This window comes from Desulfoluna spongiiphila (assembly GCF_900101345.1).
Lineage (GTDB): Bacteria > Desulfobacterota > Desulfobacteria > Desulfobacterales > Desulfolunaceae > Desulfoluna > Desulfoluna spongiiphila.
The window spans coordinates 194,308-211,908 of the sequence record NZ_FMUX01000004.1; the positions used below are offsets into that span (position 1 = coordinate 194,308).

Annotated in this window: 16 protein-coding genes; 14 read left to right on the forward strand and 2 right to left on the reverse strand. The window is 58.1% G+C overall.

All coding sequences use genetic code 11. From position 1 onward, the window contains the following. The first annotated feature begins 70 nt into the window (after nucleotides 1–70). The gene (gene dprA / locus BLQ12_RS07615; protein ID WP_092209888.1) at nucleotides 71–1,216 is read left to right on the forward strand and encodes a DNA-processing protein DprA; all 1,146 of its coding nucleotides are present in this window, start codon (nucleotides 71–73) and stop codon (nucleotides 1,214–1,216) included. Next, nucleotides 1,213–3,510, forward strand: a complete 2,298-nt coding sequence (topA, locus tag BLQ12_RS07620; protein ID WP_092209889.1) for a type I DNA topoisomerase — start codon at nucleotides 1,213–1,215, stop codon at nucleotides 3,508–3,510. Before dprA ends, topA begins: the two co-directional genes overlap by 4 nt. A gap of 111 nt (nucleotides 3,511–3,621) precedes the next feature. Here the strand turns inward: topA and efp are convergent, their stop codons facing one another. Further along, nucleotides 3,622–4,185, reverse strand: coding sequence for an elongation factor P (gene efp / locus BLQ12_RS07625; protein WP_092209891.1), 564 nt, complete (start codon nucleotides 4,183–4,185; stop codon nucleotides 3,622–3,624). A 490-nt stretch (nucleotides 4,186–4,675) separates the two neighbouring features. Here efp and guaA point away from each other — a divergent pair, with 490 nt between their 5' ends. The 4 genes from guaA to BLQ12_RS07645 all read left to right on the forward strand — a co-directional run bounded on the left by guaA (nucleotide 4,676) and on the right by BLQ12_RS07645 (nucleotide 9,116). Beyond that, the gene (gene guaA, locus BLQ12_RS07630) at nucleotides 4,676–6,208 is read left to right on the forward strand and encodes a glutamine-hydrolyzing GMP synthase (RefSeq protein WP_092209892.1); all 1,533 of its coding nucleotides are present in this window, start codon (nucleotides 4,676–4,678) and stop codon (nucleotides 6,206–6,208) included. A 6-nt stretch (nucleotides 6,209–6,214) separates the two neighbouring features. Next, entirely contained in the window at nucleotides 6,215–7,036 is an 822-nt protein-coding gene (locus BLQ12_RS07635; RefSeq protein WP_092209893.1) for a coiled-coil domain-containing protein, read from the forward strand. A 79-nt stretch (nucleotides 7,037–7,115) separates the two neighbouring features. Next, on the forward strand, nucleotides 7,116–8,642 hold the full coding sequence (locus tag BLQ12_RS07640; protein WP_092209895.1) for a SidJ-related pseudokinase: 1,527 nt from the start codon (nucleotides 7,116–7,118) through the stop codon (nucleotides 8,640–8,642). Between the two features lie 36 nt (nucleotides 8,643–8,678). After that, nucleotides 8,679–9,116 carry a hypothetical protein gene (locus BLQ12_RS07645; protein WP_139163894.1) on the forward strand — a complete coding sequence of 146 codons (438 nt, stop codon included), beginning with the start codon at nucleotides 8,679–8,681 and terminating at the stop codon, nucleotides 9,114–9,116. 212 nt (nucleotides 9,117–9,328) lie between these two features. On the opposite strand, the gene BLQ12_RS07650 is transcribed toward BLQ12_RS07645, so the two are convergent. Continuing rightward, on the reverse strand, nucleotides 9,329–9,940 hold the full coding sequence (locus BLQ12_RS07650) for a MarC family protein (protein WP_092209899.1): 612 nt from the start codon (nucleotides 9,938–9,940) through the stop codon (nucleotides 9,329–9,331). A 643-nt stretch (nucleotides 9,941–10,583) separates the two neighbouring features. Here BLQ12_RS07650 and BLQ12_RS07655 point away from each other — a divergent pair. From BLQ12_RS07655 to BLQ12_RS07690, 8 genes are all read left to right on the forward strand, one after another. Further along, nucleotides 10,584–11,252: a dimethylarginine dimethylaminohydrolase family protein gene (locus BLQ12_RS07655; RefSeq protein WP_217640257.1), complete on the forward strand. Its 669-nt coding sequence runs from the start codon at nucleotides 10,584–10,586 to the stop codon at nucleotides 11,250–11,252. A gap of 30 nt (nucleotides 11,253–11,282) precedes the next feature. Further along, on the forward strand, nucleotides 11,283–11,447 hold the full coding sequence (locus BLQ12_RS27350; RefSeq protein WP_092209903.1) for a hypothetical protein: 165 nt from the start codon (nucleotides 11,283–11,285) through the stop codon (nucleotides 11,445–11,447). Between the two features lie 80 nt (nucleotides 11,448–11,527). Continuing rightward, a complete protein-coding gene (locus BLQ12_RS07665) occupies nucleotides 11,528–12,343 on the forward strand; it encodes a transporter substrate-binding domain-containing protein (protein ID WP_092209905.1) in 816 nt (271 codons plus the stop codon). A 203-nt stretch (nucleotides 12,344–12,546) separates the two neighbouring features. Beyond that, the gene (locus BLQ12_RS07670; RefSeq protein WP_092209907.1) at nucleotides 12,547–13,551 is read left to right on the forward strand and encodes an amino acid ABC transporter permease; all 1,005 of its coding nucleotides are present in this window, start codon (nucleotides 12,547–12,549) and stop codon (nucleotides 13,549–13,551) included. Nucleotides 13,552–13,553: 2 nt separating this feature from the next. After that, entirely contained in the window at nucleotides 13,554–14,285 is a 732-nt protein-coding gene (locus BLQ12_RS07675; RefSeq protein ID WP_092209909.1) for an amino acid ABC transporter ATP-binding protein, read from the forward strand. Between the two features lie 274 nt (nucleotides 14,286–14,559). Continuing rightward, entirely contained in the window at nucleotides 14,560–15,753 is a 1,194-nt protein-coding gene (locus BLQ12_RS07680) for a metallophosphoesterase (protein WP_092209911.1), read from the forward strand. Between the two features lie 880 nt (nucleotides 15,754–16,633). Then, on the forward strand, nucleotides 16,634–17,008 hold the full coding sequence (locus BLQ12_RS07685) for a hypothetical protein (RefSeq protein ID WP_092209913.1): 375 nt from the start codon (nucleotides 16,634–16,636) through the stop codon (nucleotides 17,006–17,008). Nucleotides 17,009–17,190: 182 nt separating this feature from the next. Next, entirely contained in the window at nucleotides 17,191–17,598 is a 408-nt protein-coding gene (locus BLQ12_RS07690; RefSeq protein WP_092209915.1) for a hypothetical protein, read from the forward strand. The last annotated feature ends 3 nt before the right edge of the window (nucleotides 17,599–17,601 follow it).

The window sequence follows — 17,601 nt, forward strand, 5'->3', positions numbered from 1 at the left end:
CACCGCCATGCGGTGCGCCGACACACCGGGCGGCGAGCCCCAAACGACCGCTGAATCCGGATCTGAACCGATGAACCTTCTCCCCTGGTTCGCCCTCAAGGAAGTCCCCGGTGTCGGGAACCTGCTGTTCAAACGACTGATAGACGCCTTTCAGACCCCTCAACAGGTCTTTGGGGCCGATGCGTCACGCCTGGCTCGCGTAAGCGGGGTTTCAAAACGCCTTGCAGGCACGATCCGCGCCCATAAAATCAGCGACCAGGCCCGGCGCAGCCATGACCGCGCCCTTGATGCCGGGGTAAGCCTGGTTCCCCTGACCCATGGGGACTACCCGAAACTCCTGGCGGCCATTCACGACCCGCCCCCTGTGCTCCAGATCGTCGGGCAGCTGGACCCCGACTCGGCGATGGTGGCCCTTGTGGGGTCGCGTAAAGCCACCTCCTACGGGCTCAAAAACGCCTCCGGCCTTGCCTCGGAGCTGGCCGCATCGGGATTTACCGTGGTCAGCGGCCTGGCCCGGGGCATTGACACGGCGGCCCACAGCGGCGCCCTTGCCGCACAGGGGCGGACAATCGCCGTCCTGGGATGCGGCCTGGGAACCATCTACCCTCCGGAGAACAGGCGCCTGGCCGAAGCCATCGCCCGCTCCGGCGCCCTCATCTCTGAGTTTGACTACGACCGCTCCCCTGAAGCCCACCATTTCCCCATGCGCAACCGCATCATCAGCGGCTTGAGCCTGGGAACCGTGGTGGTGGAAGCCTCTTTGAAAAGCGGCTCCCTCATCACCGCACGCTGTGCCGCCGACCAGAACCGGGAGGTCTTTGCCGTTCCGGGCCACATCCACGCCTCCCAGAGCGCCGGTACCCATCACCTCATTCAGGAGGGGGCAAAACTGGTTGCATCGTCGGCAGATATCACGGAAGAATTCGCGGCCCATGTGCACACCGCCGCAAAATCAACGACAACACCCTGTGATCTAAGTCATTCCAAGCCAAGCCAAAACACCTGCAGGCCGGACACATCAAAATTTTCTCTTGATCATGAGGAGATCTCTGTATTAAAGGTCCTTGACTTGTATCCGTCTCATATTGACGATATTTTACAAACCGTTCCCATGGGGGCGGGTCGACTCTCCGCCGTGTTGTTGAACCTTGAATTGAAAGGCGTGGTGGTACGATCCCCCGGAAAACTCTTTTCGCTGAAAGAGGAGAAATCGTGAGCAAACCCCTGGTTATCGTGGAGTCCCCCACCAAGGTGCGGACCCTCAAAAAATATATTGGAAAAACCTACAATGTGGCGGCCACCTCAGGTCACATCAAAGACCTGCCCCCCAGAGAGATGGGCATTGACATTGAAAAGGGGTTTAAGGCCAAGTATCTTCAGATCAAAGGCAAGTCCAAGATCATCAAAGAACTCAAGGCCGCGGCAGCCAACACCACCGAAATCTACCTCGCCCCCGACCCCGACCGCGAAGGGGAGGCCATTGCCTTCCACACAGCGGATATCCTCAAAGGCAAGGATCGCACCTTTAAAAGAGTCCTCTTCCATGAGCTGACCCAGCGGGGCATCGAAGAGGCCCTGAACAACCCCACCGAGCTCAACTACAACCGGTACGATGCCCAGCAGGCGCGACGCATCCTGGACCGGCTGGTGGGATACCAGGTCTCTCCCCTTCTCTGGAAAAAAGTGCAGGGCGGCCTCAGCGCAGGACGGGTTCAGTCCGTTGCGGTTCGCATCATCTGCGAACGCGAACACGCCATCCACCGGTTCGAGCCCGAAGAGTACTGGAGCATCGGAGCCGAACTCAAAGGCGACGGAGACACCACCTTTATCGCCAAACTCACCAAGGTCGACGGTGCCAAGGCCGAGATCAAGACCGGTGACGCCGCCCACGCCATGGTGGATGAGCTCAGGGACAACCCCTACAAGGTCGAAAAAGTCACGCGCCGCACCAAAAAGCGCAACCCCCTGCCCCCCTTCACCACCAGTAAGCTCCAGCAGGAGGCCATCAACCGCCTGCGGTTTTCCGCACGAAAAACCATGAGCGTTGCCCAGCAGCTTTACGAAGGGGTGGAACTTGGGCCGGGCGAACCCGTAGGCCTTATCACCTACATGCGTACCGACTCCACGCGTATCGCCAATGAAGCGGCCGTGGAAGCCGGACAGTTCATCCGCGACAAATTCGGCAACGATTACGCCATTGACGCACCGCGTTTCTTCAAGAACAAAAACAAGGCCCAGGACGCCCACGAAGCGGTTCGTCCCACCAGCGTCTTCAACACCCCTGAAAAGGTGGCGGCCTATCTGGACGAGGACCAGCGCCTCTTATACACCCTCATCTGGAAACGATTCATCGCCTCACAGATGCAGCAGGCCCTCATCGACCAGGTCAGCGTGGGCATCGCCTCAGGGCGGTTCACCCTGTCCGTCTCCGGCTCCACCGTTCGGTTCCCCGGCTTCATGACCCTTTACACCTACGATGAAGGGAAAAAAGACGACGACAAAAAGCAGCAGCTGCCGGAGCTTGCCGAAGGGGAAGCGCTCTCCCTTATCAACCTGGACCCCAAGCAGCACTTCACCTCCCCGCCCCCCCGTTTTTCGGAAGCCTCCCTTGTCAAGGAGCTGGAGGAGAACGGCATCGGGCGTCCGAGTACCTACGCCACCATCCTGTCCACCATCCGGAACAAAGGGTATGTGGACCTGGTGAACCGCTACTTCCGCCCCAGCGAGCTCGGTTTTATCGTCAACGACCTGCTGGTGGCCAACTTCCCGGATGTCTTCAACGTCGAGTTCACGGCCAGTTTTGAAAACAACCTCGACAAGGTGGAAGCCTCGGAGATCGACTACCTCACCCTCCTGGGCGAGTTCTACGCCTCCTTTGACAAGGAGCTGGAAGAGGCCACCTCTCACATGATCAGCGTCAAGGGCGTTGGGATTGAGACAGAACTCACCTGCCCCAAATGCAGCAAAGAGAAACTCCACCTTAAAATCGGCCGAAACGGCACGTTCATCGCCTGCAACGGCTACCCGGAGTGCGACTACTCCCGGAACTACGAACGGGACGACAAGGGCGTCATTCACCCCATTGAGCCCTCCTTTGAGCTGGCCGAAGGAAAGGTCTGCGACAAGTGTGGCAAACCCATGCTGCTCAAACAGGGCCGCTACGGAGAATTCCTGGCCTGCAGCGGCTACCCCGAGTGCAAAAACACCATGGGAGTCAACGGCGATGCAAGCTCCGGGACCGGCGCGGACACCGGGGTCCCCTGCCCTGAAAAAGGGTGCGAGGGCACCATCGTTGAAAAACGCTCCAAGCGGGGCAAGGTCTTTTACGGGTGCAACAAGTATCCCGACTGCAGCTTTGCCATCTGGGACAAGCCCGTGGCCCGCCCCTGCGAGCTTTGCGGCGCACCCTTTGTGGTGGAGAAGACCACCAAGCGTGACGGCACCTTCCTGAAGTGCCTCACCGACGGGTGTGGTTTTAAAGAGCCCGTGGAAAAAAACGAAGAGGCCTGATGGTCACCACCTGACAGAGACCAAAAAAGGCCCATCCGTTATTTTCTGCGGATGGGCCTTTTTTTAATCCTGATGGCGCAAGCGCCCGGCACAGAAAAATGCCGGGGGCTTTTATTTTTTCACACGCTCGGAGTACTCGCCGGTGCGGGTATCGATGCGAATGACTTCCCCTTCGTCCACAAAGGGGGGCACCTGAATTTCATAGCCGGTTTCAACGGTGGCAGGCTTGTAGTTGTTGGTGGCGGTATCGCCCTTGACCCAGGGATCGCACCTGGTGATCTGGAGCTCAACGAAGTTGGGGAGGGTCACACCGATGGCGCGCCCGTCGAACATAAGCACGGAGCACTTGGTGTTCTCTTTGAGCAGGGGAATGACGTCTGCAACCTGGTCTGCGGAGAGGAACTCCTGCTCGTAGTTCTGGGTATCCATGAAACTGTAGGCATCCCCGTCGAAATAGAGATACTCCATCTCACGCTCTTCCAGGCTGGCTTTGGTAAATTTCTCACCGGAGCGGTAGGTTCTGTCAAACTGTGTGCCGTTGATCATGTTCTTCAGCTTGCATTTGTAAAGGGCCTGGCCTTTGCCGGGTTTTACAAATTCAAACTGCACGATCACATAAGGTTCACCGTCAATCTCAAGTTTGATGCCTTTCCGCAGTTCACCACATTCAATCATTGTCTGCCTGTCCTCGTCTGTTTTTTTCATGGCCCGGGTTGTTCGGGCCTGTTGATATCATATGTCTGGGACTTGTATGGAAAAAAGCCATCTCAACTGCGCACATTGCGGCCGTTCCGGAGACCTGTCAACGGCCCGTTAACCTTATGTGGGTGAGAATGCGCGCGTAGGCCCTTTGTTTCCATGCCCCTTACGCCACCTGCAACGCCCCCTGGCTTGAAACACAGACGGCTCACCGTTTTTTTACCACATGACGCCCCCATTGGCAACGCCAGCGCCCGGCAGCCATGGGATGATCCCCTTTCCATTTTTTTCCTGATATGGTAAATGCACGGATTAAAGTGAATTATACTGGCTTTCCAAAAAACGACACCATGCCCGATGTCCCTGTAACCCAAGCAAAAAAGCATCCGGGCTCTGCGGTGCCATCCTTAGAAGAAAGGCAACATCGCACTTTATCTGCAAAGCTACCAACACATAAAGGAATATCATGATATTAATCATCGATTTCGGTTCACAATTCAACCAGCTCATCGCACGCCGCGTCCGTGAGTTCAACGTGTACTGCCAGGTCGACGCACCCAATGTCGCCACCCTGGACTACATCAAAGAGCTCAAGCCCGAGGGCATCATCCTCTCCGGTGGCCCCTGCAGCATTTACGATGAAAACAGCCCCCAGGTGGACAGCGCCATCTTCGATCTGGGCATCCCCGTCCTCGGCATCTGCTACGGCATGCAGTTCATGGTCAGCACCCTGGGCGGCGAGGTCAAGCGTTCCGACAAGCGGGAGTACGGGTTTGCCGAGCTCGCCATCAAAGAGCCTTGCCGCATCTTCGAAGGGATCGAGTCCCCCACCCAGTGCTGGATGAGCCACGGCGACTCCATCTCAAAGCTCCCCGAAGGGTTTATGCCCACCGGCACCACCGACAACACCCCCTTTGCCGCAGCCGCGGACCCGGCCAGAAAATTTTACGGCCTGCAGTTCCACCCCGAGGTAGAGCACTCCCTCAAGGGGCGCGAGATGCTCTCCAACTTTCTCTTTGATGTCTGCGGATGCCAGCGCACCTGGACCATGGAGAATGTCGTCAAGTCATCCATTGAAGAGATAAAAACCACCGTCGGCGACAAAAAGGTCATCCTGGGCCTTTCCGGCGGCGTGGACTCCACCGTGGCCGCCGTGCTCATCCACAAGGCCATCGGCCGGAACCTCACCTGCATCTTCGTGGACAACGGGCTCATGCGGCTCAACGAGCGGGAGAAGCTGGAAGAGTCCCTCACCGACAAGCTGGACCTCAACATCAAGTTTGTTGACGCTTCCGAGCGGTTTCTCACGGCCCTTGACGGCGTCTCCGATCCCGAGCAGAAGCGAAAACTCATCGGCAACATCTTCATCGATGTCTTTGAAGACGAAGCCGCAAAAGTGGAAGGGGCGGAGTTCCTCGGCCAGGGGACCCTCTACCCGGACGTCATCGAGTCCCAGTCCGTATTCGGCGGTGCCTCGGACGTTATCAAGTCCCACCACAACGTGGGCGGCCTCCCCGAGGACATGAAGCTCAAACTCGTTGAGCCCCTGAAATACCTCTTTAAAGACGAAGTCCGCGCCCTGGGCGAAGAGATGGGCATCCCCGACGATCTTGTCTGGCGCCAGCCCTTCCCCGGCCCCGGCCTCGGCATCCGCGTCCTGGGTGAAATCACCAAGCGCCGCCTCGACATCCTCCGGGAAGCCGACGCCATCATCGTGGAAGAGATCAAAAAGGCCGGTTTCTACAAAAAAGTCTGGCAGTCCTTTGCCGTGCTGCTCCCCATTAAGAGTGTGGGCGTCATGGGCGATCAGCGCACCTACGATTACACGGTCGCCATGCGTGCCGTCACCAGCAAGGACGCCATGACCGCAGACTGGGCGCGCCTTCCCCACGATCTCCTTGCCCGCATCTCCAACCGGGTGATCAACGAAGTCAACGGGGTCAACCGCATGGTGTACGACATCACCTCCAAACCCCCCGGAACCATTGAATGGGAATAGGCCCGTATGGACAAGAAAAACGACGGTCGGTTTGTGTTCGGGGCCGACGACAAAGATGAACCGGTGGCCTACGGCGACCATGAGCGTTCCCGGCTGGACAGCCTCAGCCTCAAGGTAACGCTCATTGCCGTCATTACGCCCTGCCTGATAGGCATCGTGATGCTCTTCGGTTACATCGACATGAACCGACGGGTGGCGGCCTTCAAGGACACCGGCTCCAAAGAGGTGCGCAGCGCTTCCAAGGACATGGAGCGCATGGTCTCCTCCCTTCAGGTCAAAAACGCCCGAATGGAAAAGCTCCTGGACGAAGAGCTGGGGGTCATCAAAACCCGGCTCGGGGTGTTGGAGAAAAAAATCGGCAAGGCCCAAAAGGACGTCGATTTTATTGTGGCCACCCGCCTCACCAAAAAGCAGACCGAGGCCCGTTTCGGAACGCTTGAGACCCGGCTCGGTAAAAACGACAAGGCCCTGGCCCTGATCCAGTCCGATGTGGACGAAACCATCGACCGCACCCGGCAGCTGGAGAAGAAAACCGCAGCCGATGCCAAGGGCCTGACCCGGCTCAAGGCTGACCTTGCCGCCGCCCGAAAAGATCTGAAGGACCTGGCAGTCTCCCTGCCCACCCTTTCGGAACTCGACAAGCGGCTGAAAAAGGAACGCATCCTGCTCCAGGTCCGCATTGACGAGGTGCGCACCTCCCTTGACATGCGCATGGACAGTATCGAAAAGGCGGACCAGGGCCCCCCTGCCCCGGCAGACCCTCCTGCCCAGACGCCCCCGCCCGCCTCGCCGGCCGGGACCATCAGCGAGCAGGAGATCGGCGGCTGACCCGTCGTCCGTCGTCCGTCATCCCATACACCAACCCGAGGGGCCATGCTGCGGCATGGCCCCTTTTGTTTAGGAGCCCATGACCTCCACCGCCGAAGATATCGAACGGCTCTTTTCCGCATCGCGGGGCTACAACGCCCTGTTTCTCGCTGCCGGATCCATTGAAGAGGCCTGCGAAGAGAACCCGGAGAGCCTTACGGAAACAGGGGTCAGACTCCTCCTCGGATGCCTTGCCGACGACCGGTTTGAGACCCGGCGAACCGCCTATTTCTTCTACGGACGCCTCGCCGGGATCCTCGCCCGCACCGCCGAAGCCCTCGGGCCCGGCCACCCCGTCTCCCGCCTGGCCCTTGAAGGCGTCAGCACCCTGTGCGCCGAGGCAAAAGGGAGGCGCCACATGGCCATCTGCTCAGCCTGTCACTGCCTGGCCCCGAGACACTCTGACCTTCCCCCTGCAGGGCCTGGTCCGGCCCCCACCTGCTGCTCCCTGGACGAGATCCTTCAAAGGGCGGGTTTTCCCCTGGATACCCACCCCCATCCCACGGGCCGCAGCCTCCTTTACCACCACGGGAAAACCACCCTGGTCATCAAGTGCGCGCGACCCGAAGAAGATCCCGAAGGTCTCTCGGCCGAATGGCACTGGATGCAGACCCTGGCCTCGTCACTCCCGCCCGGTTCCCACGTACCGACACCTGTGGGCCCTGCCCTGATGCGTATCACGGACCTTCCCCAAGAAGCGGCATCGGACACGGCCATGGCCTTTCTCACCACACCGGACTACTTTACCTACCCCAACGAACCCCTGGCCCCCCTGGAGACCGCCAGCGTTATCGAAATCATGGGCCGGTCCGCCTTTCTCTTCGGCCACCTGGCCGCCCGGGGCATCCTCCACACGGCTCCGGTCCCCCTCTTCCACAACCGCGTCCAGACCGACCGACGCAACGACGAAGGGGTCTACCTCTGGCAGAAAGGGGGCCGCCTGGACCGCTGGCTCGCCTCCTGCCGGTTCCCCAACTTCGGCTTGTCCGGCCTGCGAGACTTTGAACACATGAGCACGGCCCGGGAGCTGCCCACAGGGGACTACTACCGCATCATGGGAGACCAGATCCTGAGCCTGCTCCTCGTGGCCGGAAGCCATTTTCGCAGCAGGGAAGGCGCAGCCGCCCTTTCGCACGCTCCCGACACCAGCGATCGCCGAGATTGGTTCAACGCAGATCACCTCACCGCCATGCTGGAAGCCATCCTGACCGGCTACCACCAGGGATTTACAGGGGGCGGGTCAAAGCCCCCGGACGGAATCGACTTAGGGGCCCTTGGCAGACGCATGATCGAAGAGATGGGACGAGATACCCATATGGAGGAGATTTTAAGGGCAAGGGACCAGCAGGATATGGAGGAAAAAGACTTTACGCGGTTTCTTACGGATCGGGGCTACAGCGACCAAGAGGCGCAACGGGTACCCCGGGGCGCCGCCGATATCATCCTCTTCACCGGCCCCCACCTGGGACGGTTCAACGGGAAAATATCCTGTCCCGAATTAATTGAGTTTACGGCCACCCTTGCATCCATTACAATAACCGACGGGTTTTTGATAAACGCCCCGTGATCCGTATCGAGTCCCCACGGCAAAGGAGAGCCTGTGTTGGTCATCTACGATGACATCTACCAATGGAAAGGCCCTGAAGGAGGGTGCAAAGAGTGTGCTGCGGGAGATATCCGGCACACCCCCTGGCTCATCACGTGCCGACTGCGGATCATCGACCTGGCCCCCGGGACCACGTCGGTAATGCCCTTGAAGCGCCACGTGGTGCTGGCCGAAGACATCTCCGATGGCCCCCGCCGGCGCATCTGTGCCGAAAGCCTGGGGCGTCATATTTTCTGTGAGTTCAACCTGTCCATCAAGCGCACCCTCTGGATCGAGTGCGATCCCTTCCTCAAAGAGGCCTTCCACGCGGCCCACTTCACCCCCGCCTACCACGACGGCGAAGAGACCATCTACACCATCACCTGGCGGCCCCTTCTCCACGCCGAAAAAAACACCCTCAAAACACACCTCACGACATTTTCCGAAACCACCTGACGAAAGTCAGAAGATAAATGATGCCTTCGATGGTTAAAGTCGGATGAATCACAGATCAAAAGGGCTCAGGAAAAAACAAAAGCAATGCCTCAGGCGGCGAGGTGAGCCACCTTGAAAGCGGGTTGCCGCAGCGCTTTAACCCTCGTTCCTCGGGTCAAATCACAGCGGCATTCTTTTGGGATTCGTATGCGTTGAATAATTGAGCCTCTATGTTATTGCATTCCGGCCAATTGCCGGATGCCGTCGGCGATAAACTGAATGGCCAGGGCGGCCAGGATCACGCCGAAAAGGCGCTTGATGATGTCATCGCCGGTGCCGCCGATGCACCGCATGACGGTGCCTGCAAAGAGAAAGGAGATGAGGGTGATGGTATTGATGATAAGGACGGCCGCCATCACCGAGACCACTTCGGGGGTCCCGGCGGCTCCGGAAAAGAGCAGGATGGTCAGGGTCAGGCAGCCCGGGCCGGACAAAAGGGGAATGGACATGGGATAAACGCTGATATCGGTCAGCCCCTGGACCGCCCCGCCTTCCTGCTGGGATTCGGCGCCTGTGATCATGTGAAAGGCGGTATAGAAGAGAAGCAGCCCCCCTGCCACGCGCAGGGACTCGATACTGATACCGAGTCGGGTCAAAAGGACCTCCCCGAAAAATCCGAAGGCCAGGATGATGCAGGTGGAGACCGCAATGGATTTCACCGCCATGCTACGGCGATAGCTGCGGCCCTTGCCGTCGGTGAGGGCATAAAAGATGATGGCGGCCCCCAGGGGGTCGATGATGACAAAATACGATGTCAGGGCATGGAGAAAGGTTTCAACGGGCATGGTTCGTTTCCAACGAAAAAGGGATAAAAGGCCGCCCCGGGCAACACAAGGGGCTGACCGGAGTCAGACATGTGTGGAGGACTTCGCGCCGGGTTGCGACCGGACGCATGGTGCGATCTGCATCATTTTCAGCAATACATCAAAACAGGCAAACACTGCTTTCTAACCCACCTGAAGAACAAAAGAAAGGAGATTCAGCGCCTCGTTTCAAAAGGGCACCCATTCCGGACCCGTGGCTCCCCGAATCCCGCCCGCCAACCCCTTGTATCTCCGGTTTTTTCAAGCAGAAGAGCCCCTTTTCCCGGCACTGCCCCCGCCTAATTTCCGGTGCCGTCATGAAATAGGGTTGACATGACTCCATTCCACGACTAAAAACGAAACGTCATCTATTTTTTAAGATACGTTCGCACTCACGGGTTGCCAGCATGACGGTCCCGGCGTTGTTGACCCGTTTGTTGCCTGCCGACGGCACCATGGCTATACATGGCTGCCGTTTTTCTGCTGTGGAAGGGATCGGTTACCGTTTTTGTTGTAAGGAGTTGGTGGTTTCGCTATGTTTCAGAAAGCTATCGTCAGAATACCCTGTAGGAATTTCGCCAAAGGCATTACCACACAGTCCCTGGGTGCCCCGGATTATGATACAATGCTCGCTCAGCACACCACCTACACCGAGACCCTGAAATCCCTCGGCCTTACGGTGGAGGTGCTCGAAGCAGAGGAGGCCTACCCGGATGCGCATTTTGTGGAGGACACCGCAGTGGTCTTCCCCGAAGCCGCCGTCATCACCAACCCCGGCGCGGATGCGCGAAAAGGCGAAGAGGTGACCATCGAAAAGGCCCTGACCGCTCACCGCCCCATCGAAAAGATCACGGCCCCCGGAACCGTGGACGGCGGCGACATCCTCATGGTGGGTCGCCACTTCTTCATCGGTGTCTCCGACCGAACCAACGATGAAGGTGCCGCCCAGCTGGGTGCCATCGTAACCCGGCACGGATACACCTGGTCCGCCGTTCCCGTGGCTGCAGGGCTTCACTTCAAGTCCAGCGTCAACTACGTGGGGAAAAACACCCTGCTCGTCACCGAAACATTTCAGGACCGCAGTGAGCTTGAGGGATACACCCTTCTTGTCCTCGACCCCGAAGAGGAGTATGCAGGCAACACGCTCCTTATCAACGACACACTGATCATGCCCAAGGGATACCCCAAAACACGGGCAAAACTTGAGGCGCTGGAGCTCCCCATCGTGGAGATCGATACCAGCGAAACCAGAAAAATGGACGGGGGGCTCACCTGCCTCTCCCTCCGATTTTAACGTCACCTGTCTTTTAGGCGAGGAGGTCCCATGGACGTCATCAAAAACAGATACAAAAGGGAAGCCGTGGAGGTGCACTGCCCGCAGTGCAAGCGCAGCCAGATCATCTACCTTCCCGATGAAAAAATGCCGGACTGCCCCGTCTGTCGGAAAAAAATGATCATCAAAGAGGTCCTTACGGAAGGCAAATATTGACCCAAGGCCGTGCCTTTGCCAACGCCGCCCCGTACGGATGAAGTGTTAACGGAGAGAACGAACTGGAGGATTATTCACTGATGAAGCTGAAAAAGATGCTGATTGCGACCCTGTGCCTGCTGGCGTTTGCCGCCCAGGGATTCGCAGACGACATTGAACTGGCCAAGAAGTCCACCCTGAACAAGATCCTGGAACGCAAAGAACTCCGCATCGGCCTTGACCCCGGCTACCAGCCCTTTGAAATGACCGACAAAAAGGGCAACATCGTAGGATTCGACATCGACATCGCCAAACTCCTGGCCAAGTCCCTGGGTGTCAAACTCACCATTGTCAACACCGACTTTGACGGTATCATTCCTGCCCTGCTCACCGACAAGTTCGACATCATCTTAAGCGGCATGACCATCACCCAGAGCCGCAACACGCAGATCAACTTCCCCGAGCCCTACATCGTGGTGGGCCAGGCCATTATCCTGAACAAGCGCCTGAAGGACACCGTCCACTCCTACAAGGACCTGAACGATCCCAAGTACACCGTGGCCTCACGCATCGGCACCACCGGGGAGATGGCCACCAAGCGCATGATCCCCAAGGCCAAGTACAAGTCCTTTGACAAAGAGGCAGACGGCGCCATGGACGTGGTCAACGGCCAGGCCGACGCCTTTGTCTACGACCTCCCCTTTGGCGTGGTCTTCATGGCCCAGCACGGGGAAGGCAAAGCGATCCTCCTGGACGAGCCCTTCACCTACGAGCCCCTGGGAATGGGCATCCGCAAAGGCGATCCGGATTTCCTCAACTTCTTGAACAACTTTGTCCGCCAGATCAAGGCCGACGGCACCTACGATCGTCTCCACCACAAGTGGATCTCGAGCACCAAGTGGTTTAAAAATATGTAACCGGTCCCCGACGGTTTTTCCGCATATCTTCACCCCGGCAGCTTTCCGCTTCCGGGGTGATTTGTTGCATGGCCGTTATGTGTACCACACGATTCACCTTCTCAGATCCGAACAGATCCCCATGCAAGGCTGTTCGGATGCGATCCCTCCCGCGGCCTTCAGGCAGACCGACCACATGCCGGCAGCGGACAAAGGAGCAGGACATGTCACTTTACCCGGGTCTGGATGCGCCGCGCACCAAGGCGTACAAAACCATCTGGACAGGCATCTTTTTCGTCGCCCTCATCCTCGGCATGGCCGGCCTGTACGTGGCCACCAAGTCCGTGGACTACGTGTGGCGCTGGTACCAGGTGCCGGATTATTTTGTGTATCAGGAAGAGGTTGAGACCTTAAGCGAAATCGACGGCCTCGTCGACCGCATCGAGACCCAAGGAACAGCCACCCATGTCACGGTGCGGGGCGAAGGGGAGACCGAGACCTACACCCTCCCCACGGAGAGCCTCCTGGCGGCGGAAGGGGATTATATTTACGCCGGCGACCCCCTGGGCTCACAAAAAAAGTGGCAGACAGGCCTTCTCCTTTACGGCCTCTGGATCACCCTTAAGGCAAGCTTTTATGCCATCATCCTGGCCTTGATCATCGGCATCGTCACCGGCCTGATGCGCATCTCCGACAACCCGGCTCTCAAATGGTCCGCCATCACCTACATCGAGCTGGTCAGAGGATCCCCCTTGCTGGTGCAGCTGATGATCTGGTACTTTGTCATCGGCACCCTGATCAACCGGATCCTCATGGATTTAGGCATTTCCAAGATCCCCACCCTCTGGTTCGGGATCCTCTCGCTGGCCATCTTTACCGGTGCCTATACCGCTGAGATCGTCCGCGCGGGCATCCAGTCGGTGCAGGTCGGCCAGATGGAGGCGGCCCGGTCCCTCGGCATGAGCTACTTTGAGGCCATGCGAAAAGTGATCATGCCCCAGGCCATCAACCGGATCCTGCCGGCCCTGGCCGGGCAGTTCATCAGTCTTATCAAAGACTCCTCCCTGCTGGGGGTTATCTCCGTCCGTGAGCTGACCAAAGTCACCCGTGAGGTGGTCACCTCATCTTTGCAACCCTTTGAACTCTGGATCGTCTGTGCGGCCCTCTACCTGGTCCTCACCTTCGGTTTCTCCCTGCTTGTCCAGAAGCTTGAAACAAGAGCGGTGTAATCATGATACGTGCACAACAGGTTAACAAATTTTTTTACGCACCCCATAAAATTCACGCCTTAAAGGACGCCTCCCTCGATGTGGCCCCCGGTGAGGTGGTGGTCATCATCGGCCCTTCAGGCTCCGGGAAGAGCACCTTCCTCCGCTGCCTGAACCGTCTGGAGTACGCTGACAGCGGCACCATCACCATTGACGGTGACGATGTCCTCGACCCCAAGGCCAACATCAACGCCATTCGGGCCGAAGCGGGAATGGTGTTCCAGTCCTTCAACCTCTTTCCCCACAAAACCGTGCTGGACAACCTCACCATGGCGCAGATGAGCGTCAGGAAACGGTCCAAAACCGAAGCCGAGGAAAAGGGGATGATGCTGCTTAAAAAAGTGGGCATCGAAGAAAAATTCAACGTCTACCCCAATCAGCTCTCGGGGGGACAGCAGCAACGCGTGGCCATCGCGCGCTCCCTGGCCATGGATCCGAAAGTGATCCTTTTCGACGAACCCACCAGTGCCCTGGACCCCGAGATGGTCGGTGAGGTCCTGGACGTCATGAAGGGACTGGCCAAGGAAGGGATGACCATGGTGGTGGTGACCCACGAAATGGGCTTTGCAAGGGAAGTGGCGGACCGGGTCATCTTCATGGACGCCGGATGCGTCATTGAAGAGGGCACCCCGGAAGAGTTTTTCTCGAACCCGAAAAGCGAGCGAACCCAGACCTTCCTCAATCAGATTCTCTAAAAGCCCCCCCCCCACGAGACCCTCGCGGCGGCATAAAATCAAAAAAGCGAACCCATGGTAAGGGTTCGCTTTTTTTGTTTGATTCCCGCGGTACATGCGCAACCGCCTCCGGAAAACCGGACGTATGCCGACTTACTGTGTTCGCCGATGGCCCGCCTCATCACCGAAAGCACTTTGAGGTTGTGCGAAAAGCCTCCGTTGATCTACAATCAATATCTCTCTGCAATCCGGGGAAAGGCTGCGTCACCTTCCCATCACAACAACGACGGGCACCATGAACCTTTCTGAAAAGTTGCGAAACATGAGCCTCTTTATCCTCTTTCTTGTCGTCTCCATCTCGGTGTTCATCTGGTTCGGCGGATTCCGTTTCTTCAACCAGCTGCCCCTGCCGTTTGTCCTTCGCCTCGCCCTCTGGGCCAGCCTTCTTTACGCCCTCTTCTTCTCCCCCCTGCTTTTTTACCTGCGGACCCTTGGGCAACAGGGAGCGTTCTTCGATGCCATGGCATGGGTGGGCTACCTTCTCATGGGAACCTACTCCATCCTCATCTGCGGGGTGATGGCCCGGGACCTGGCAAGCGGTCTTGTGTCCCTTTTCTCCCTGGGATCCTCCAAGGGCCATGCCGCCATGGCCCTGCCCTTTGTCCCCGCACGTCGCGGTTTTCTCATCAACGGCGTCAACCTCGCCATCGCAGGGGGGACGGCCACCCTGGCCGGGCTTGCTCTGAAAGGCGGGCTCAGGGCGCCGGAGATCGTAACCGTCACCCACCCGGCCGGGCACACAGGCCTTCAAGGCCTTCGCATCGTCCAGATCAGCGACCTTCACATCAGCCACACCATCCGTCGCAGCATGGTGGAACGGGTCGTCAGCCAGATTTCAGAACTCTCACCGGACATCATCGTCTTTACCGGAGACCTTGCCGACGGATCGGTCTCCATGCTCAAGGACGACGTCGCCCCCCTGGCCGACCTTCACGCCCCCATGGGGAAATATTTCATCACCGGCAACCATGAGTACTACTCCGGGGTGCACCCCTGGCTGAATGAAATCTCCCGTCTCGGATTTACGGTGCTCCTCAACAGCCACCGCACCCTCCACTACAATGGCGCTCCCCTGGTGATGGCAGGTGTCACGGATTATCACGCGGGCCGGCTGGTCCCCACCCACGCATCCAGCCCGAAGCAGGCCCTTTCAGGCGCCCCCCAAGATGCGTACCGGATTCTCCTTGCCCACCAGCCCCTCTCCTTTACCGAAGCCAAGGAAGAAAACTGCCAGCTCACCCTCAGCGGCCATACCCACGGCGGGCAATACCTGCCCTACACCTGGGTCATTCATATGGTTCAGCCATGGGTAGCCGGGCTGTACGAAGAGGAGGGCCACCGCCTCTACATCAATCGCGGCACAGGATTCTGGGGCCCTCCCTTTCGCCTCGGCTCCCCGTCGGAGATCACCCTCCATCTGTTTTCTTAAGGCCGCAAAAAAAAATAAAAACGTAACTATTCAGCTCAAAAAAGCCTCCGGCGGCAAGATGTGCCACCTTGAAAGCAGGTTGCGAATGCGCTTTGCCCCTCGTTCCTCGGGTCAAATCACATCCGCCTTTCAAACAAACGTCGGCCTCAATCATCGTGTGGGTCATCGGCCCATTTACATTTCCCCCCGAACACCCTTGTCCCCTGGAGCGCCGCACTCCTGTGCGGCACGGGTGGCGACGGACTAAAAAGCCGCACCGGAGTGCGGCGCTCCGTTTCGGTCGGGTTTTCTCGGTTTTTTTGACTGTCACGGCCGAACGACAAAGCCCAAACGTCATTCAAAAAGAACCATTAAGGCCTGTTTGTTAAACCCTACTTTATCATATCAGGCAAATGTCCAGCCCCCGGCAGGGCCGCCGGAGGCACAACCTGAATAGTTACATCTATTTCCACCAGTCATATATGATCTGAACCATGGGGCGCCCCCCCCCCTTGTGTCCCAGATAGTGAACAGGCTGCCCATTCATCATACGGGATAAAGACCCGTCGATGTGGTATAGTGAACAAAAGCAAATTGATACAGCCTTTCAACTGTCCTGCCCCGGCACAACCTTGATGCGACCACCGCGTTACCAAGATCCCCGCCACTCGACGTATTCCCCTTGATGCCCCCCTCTTTTTTCATCTCGCCTTCAAAAAAAAGGCACCTCTTCTCCCACTTGGAACGAAACGTGAATTACCTGTAGGCAACACCTCAGGTCAACCATCCCCACCACGGGATGTCCCCACGCCAACGGCGCTCTCTCCCCTCGTCTCCATGTGCATGCACGGCCTGACATACCAACCACGCAACAGCCTGACCAAGGCACGGGAGAAGCCCCATGAAAACACCTCGACCAACCACCCTGGCCCTCATTGCCTTCGGCTTGCTTCTTACAGCCGGCAGCGCCTTTGCCGAGCCCCTTGCCCTCTCCGAGGGGGACATGGACACCATCTCAGGGCAAAGCGGCATTGAAGACGGCCATGCCCTCCTCGAAATTGCCGAGCGTAACACCGAGGTCAAACGGGAGATCCTGAGACGCAACAACACCACCGAGTACCCGGTGGAATCCAGCCACGAACGCCTCACCCAGTTCGCCAACATCCAAAACGGCAAATTATCGGGCCAGACCATCCACCAACTCCTGGATGAGGGCACACCGGGGCGCCTCCCCCAGTTCTTCATCGATGCGGCCCAGCTTGTGGTGGGTCCGTAAGCTCCCCTGTCGCCCTTAATCCGCCCTTTAACCATCCCGCCAGCCGGGTTCCAACGGGCCCCATGCCGCACACCGACCGCCGGCATCCCCAACGGCCCGGAACACTACCGGTACGGGTTTAATCCGGCGGATCCCCTGAAATCTGGGGAACCGCCGGATCGACCCGCCCATGGAGATAAAAAATGAAATCCACGCAAAAAAAAATAGCACAAAGCCTTATCGCCACCAGTCTCCTGACCTTTACAACCCCGTATGCGTTTGCAGAACTCAAAGGCATGACGGACCGGGAGATGATGGAAATGACCGCCCAAAGCGGTATCAGGACCCTTGAAGGGAATGATTCGACGGAAGAGCAACGACGTGAAGAGGAAAACAGAAACATGGGCATTCAAGCGTTTGCGGCCATTAATAACATGGTCCCGTCCGAGCTGATCAAAGAGATCCGGGACATGCATCACACGGCACAGCAAAACACCCGCATCCACAGGGAATTGCACACCGTCCAGCAGGATATCCTGGCCGTGCCCACGGCTGTCACCACCGTCATCACCATTCCGGCAGGCCTGGGAACCGGAGGGTTCTTTTTCTAAGCC

What these genes read in the sequence shown, in the direction of transcription:
- dprA (WP_092209888.1), top strand. Translation starts at nt 71, where the DNA reads ATGAACCTTCTCCCCTGGTTCGCCCTCAAGGAAGTCCCCGGTGTCGGG.
- efp (WP_092209891.1), bottom strand. Translation starts at nt 4,185, where the DNA reads ATGATTGAATGTGGTGAACTGCGGAAAGGCATCAAACTTGAGATTGAC.
- guaA (WP_092209892.1), top strand. Translation starts at nt 4,676, where the DNA reads ATGATATTAATCATCGATTTCGGTTCACAATTCAACCAGCTCATCGCA.
- BLQ12_RS07635 (WP_092209893.1), top strand. Translation starts at nt 6,215, where the DNA reads ATGGACAAGAAAAACGACGGTCGGTTTGTGTTCGGGGCCGACGACAAA.
- BLQ12_RS07640 (WP_092209895.1), top strand. Translation starts at nt 7,116, where the DNA reads ATGACCTCCACCGCCGAAGATATCGAACGGCTCTTTTCCGCATCGCGG.
- BLQ12_RS07650 (WP_092209899.1), bottom strand. Translation starts at nt 9,940, where the DNA reads ATGCCCGTTGAAACCTTTCTCCATGCCCTGACATCGTATTTTGTCATC.
- BLQ12_RS07655 (WP_217640257.1), top strand. Translation starts at nt 10,584, where the DNA reads ATGCTCGCTCAGCACACCACCTACACCGAGACCCTGAAATCCCTCGGC.
- BLQ12_RS27350 (WP_092209903.1), top strand. Translation starts at nt 11,283, where the DNA reads ATGGACGTCATCAAAAACAGATACAAAAGGGAAGCCGTGGAGGTGCAC.
- BLQ12_RS07665 (WP_092209905.1), top strand. Translation starts at nt 11,528, where the DNA reads ATGAAGCTGAAAAAGATGCTGATTGCGACCCTGTGCCTGCTGGCGTTT.
- BLQ12_RS07670 (WP_092209907.1), top strand. Translation starts at nt 12,547, where the DNA reads ATGTCACTTTACCCGGGTCTGGATGCGCCGCGCACCAAGGCGTACAAA.
- BLQ12_RS07675 (WP_092209909.1), top strand. Translation starts at nt 13,554, where the DNA reads ATGATACGTGCACAACAGGTTAACAAATTTTTTTACGCACCCCATAAA.
- BLQ12_RS07680 (WP_092209911.1), top strand. Translation starts at nt 14,560, where the DNA reads ATGAACCTTTCTGAAAAGTTGCGAAACATGAGCCTCTTTATCCTCTTT.
- BLQ12_RS07685 (WP_092209913.1), top strand. Translation starts at nt 16,634, where the DNA reads ATGAAAACACCTCGACCAACCACCCTGGCCCTCATTGCCTTCGGCTTG.
- BLQ12_RS07690 (WP_092209915.1), top strand. Translation starts at nt 17,191, where the DNA reads ATGAAATCCACGCAAAAAAAAATAGCACAAAGCCTTATCGCCACCAGT.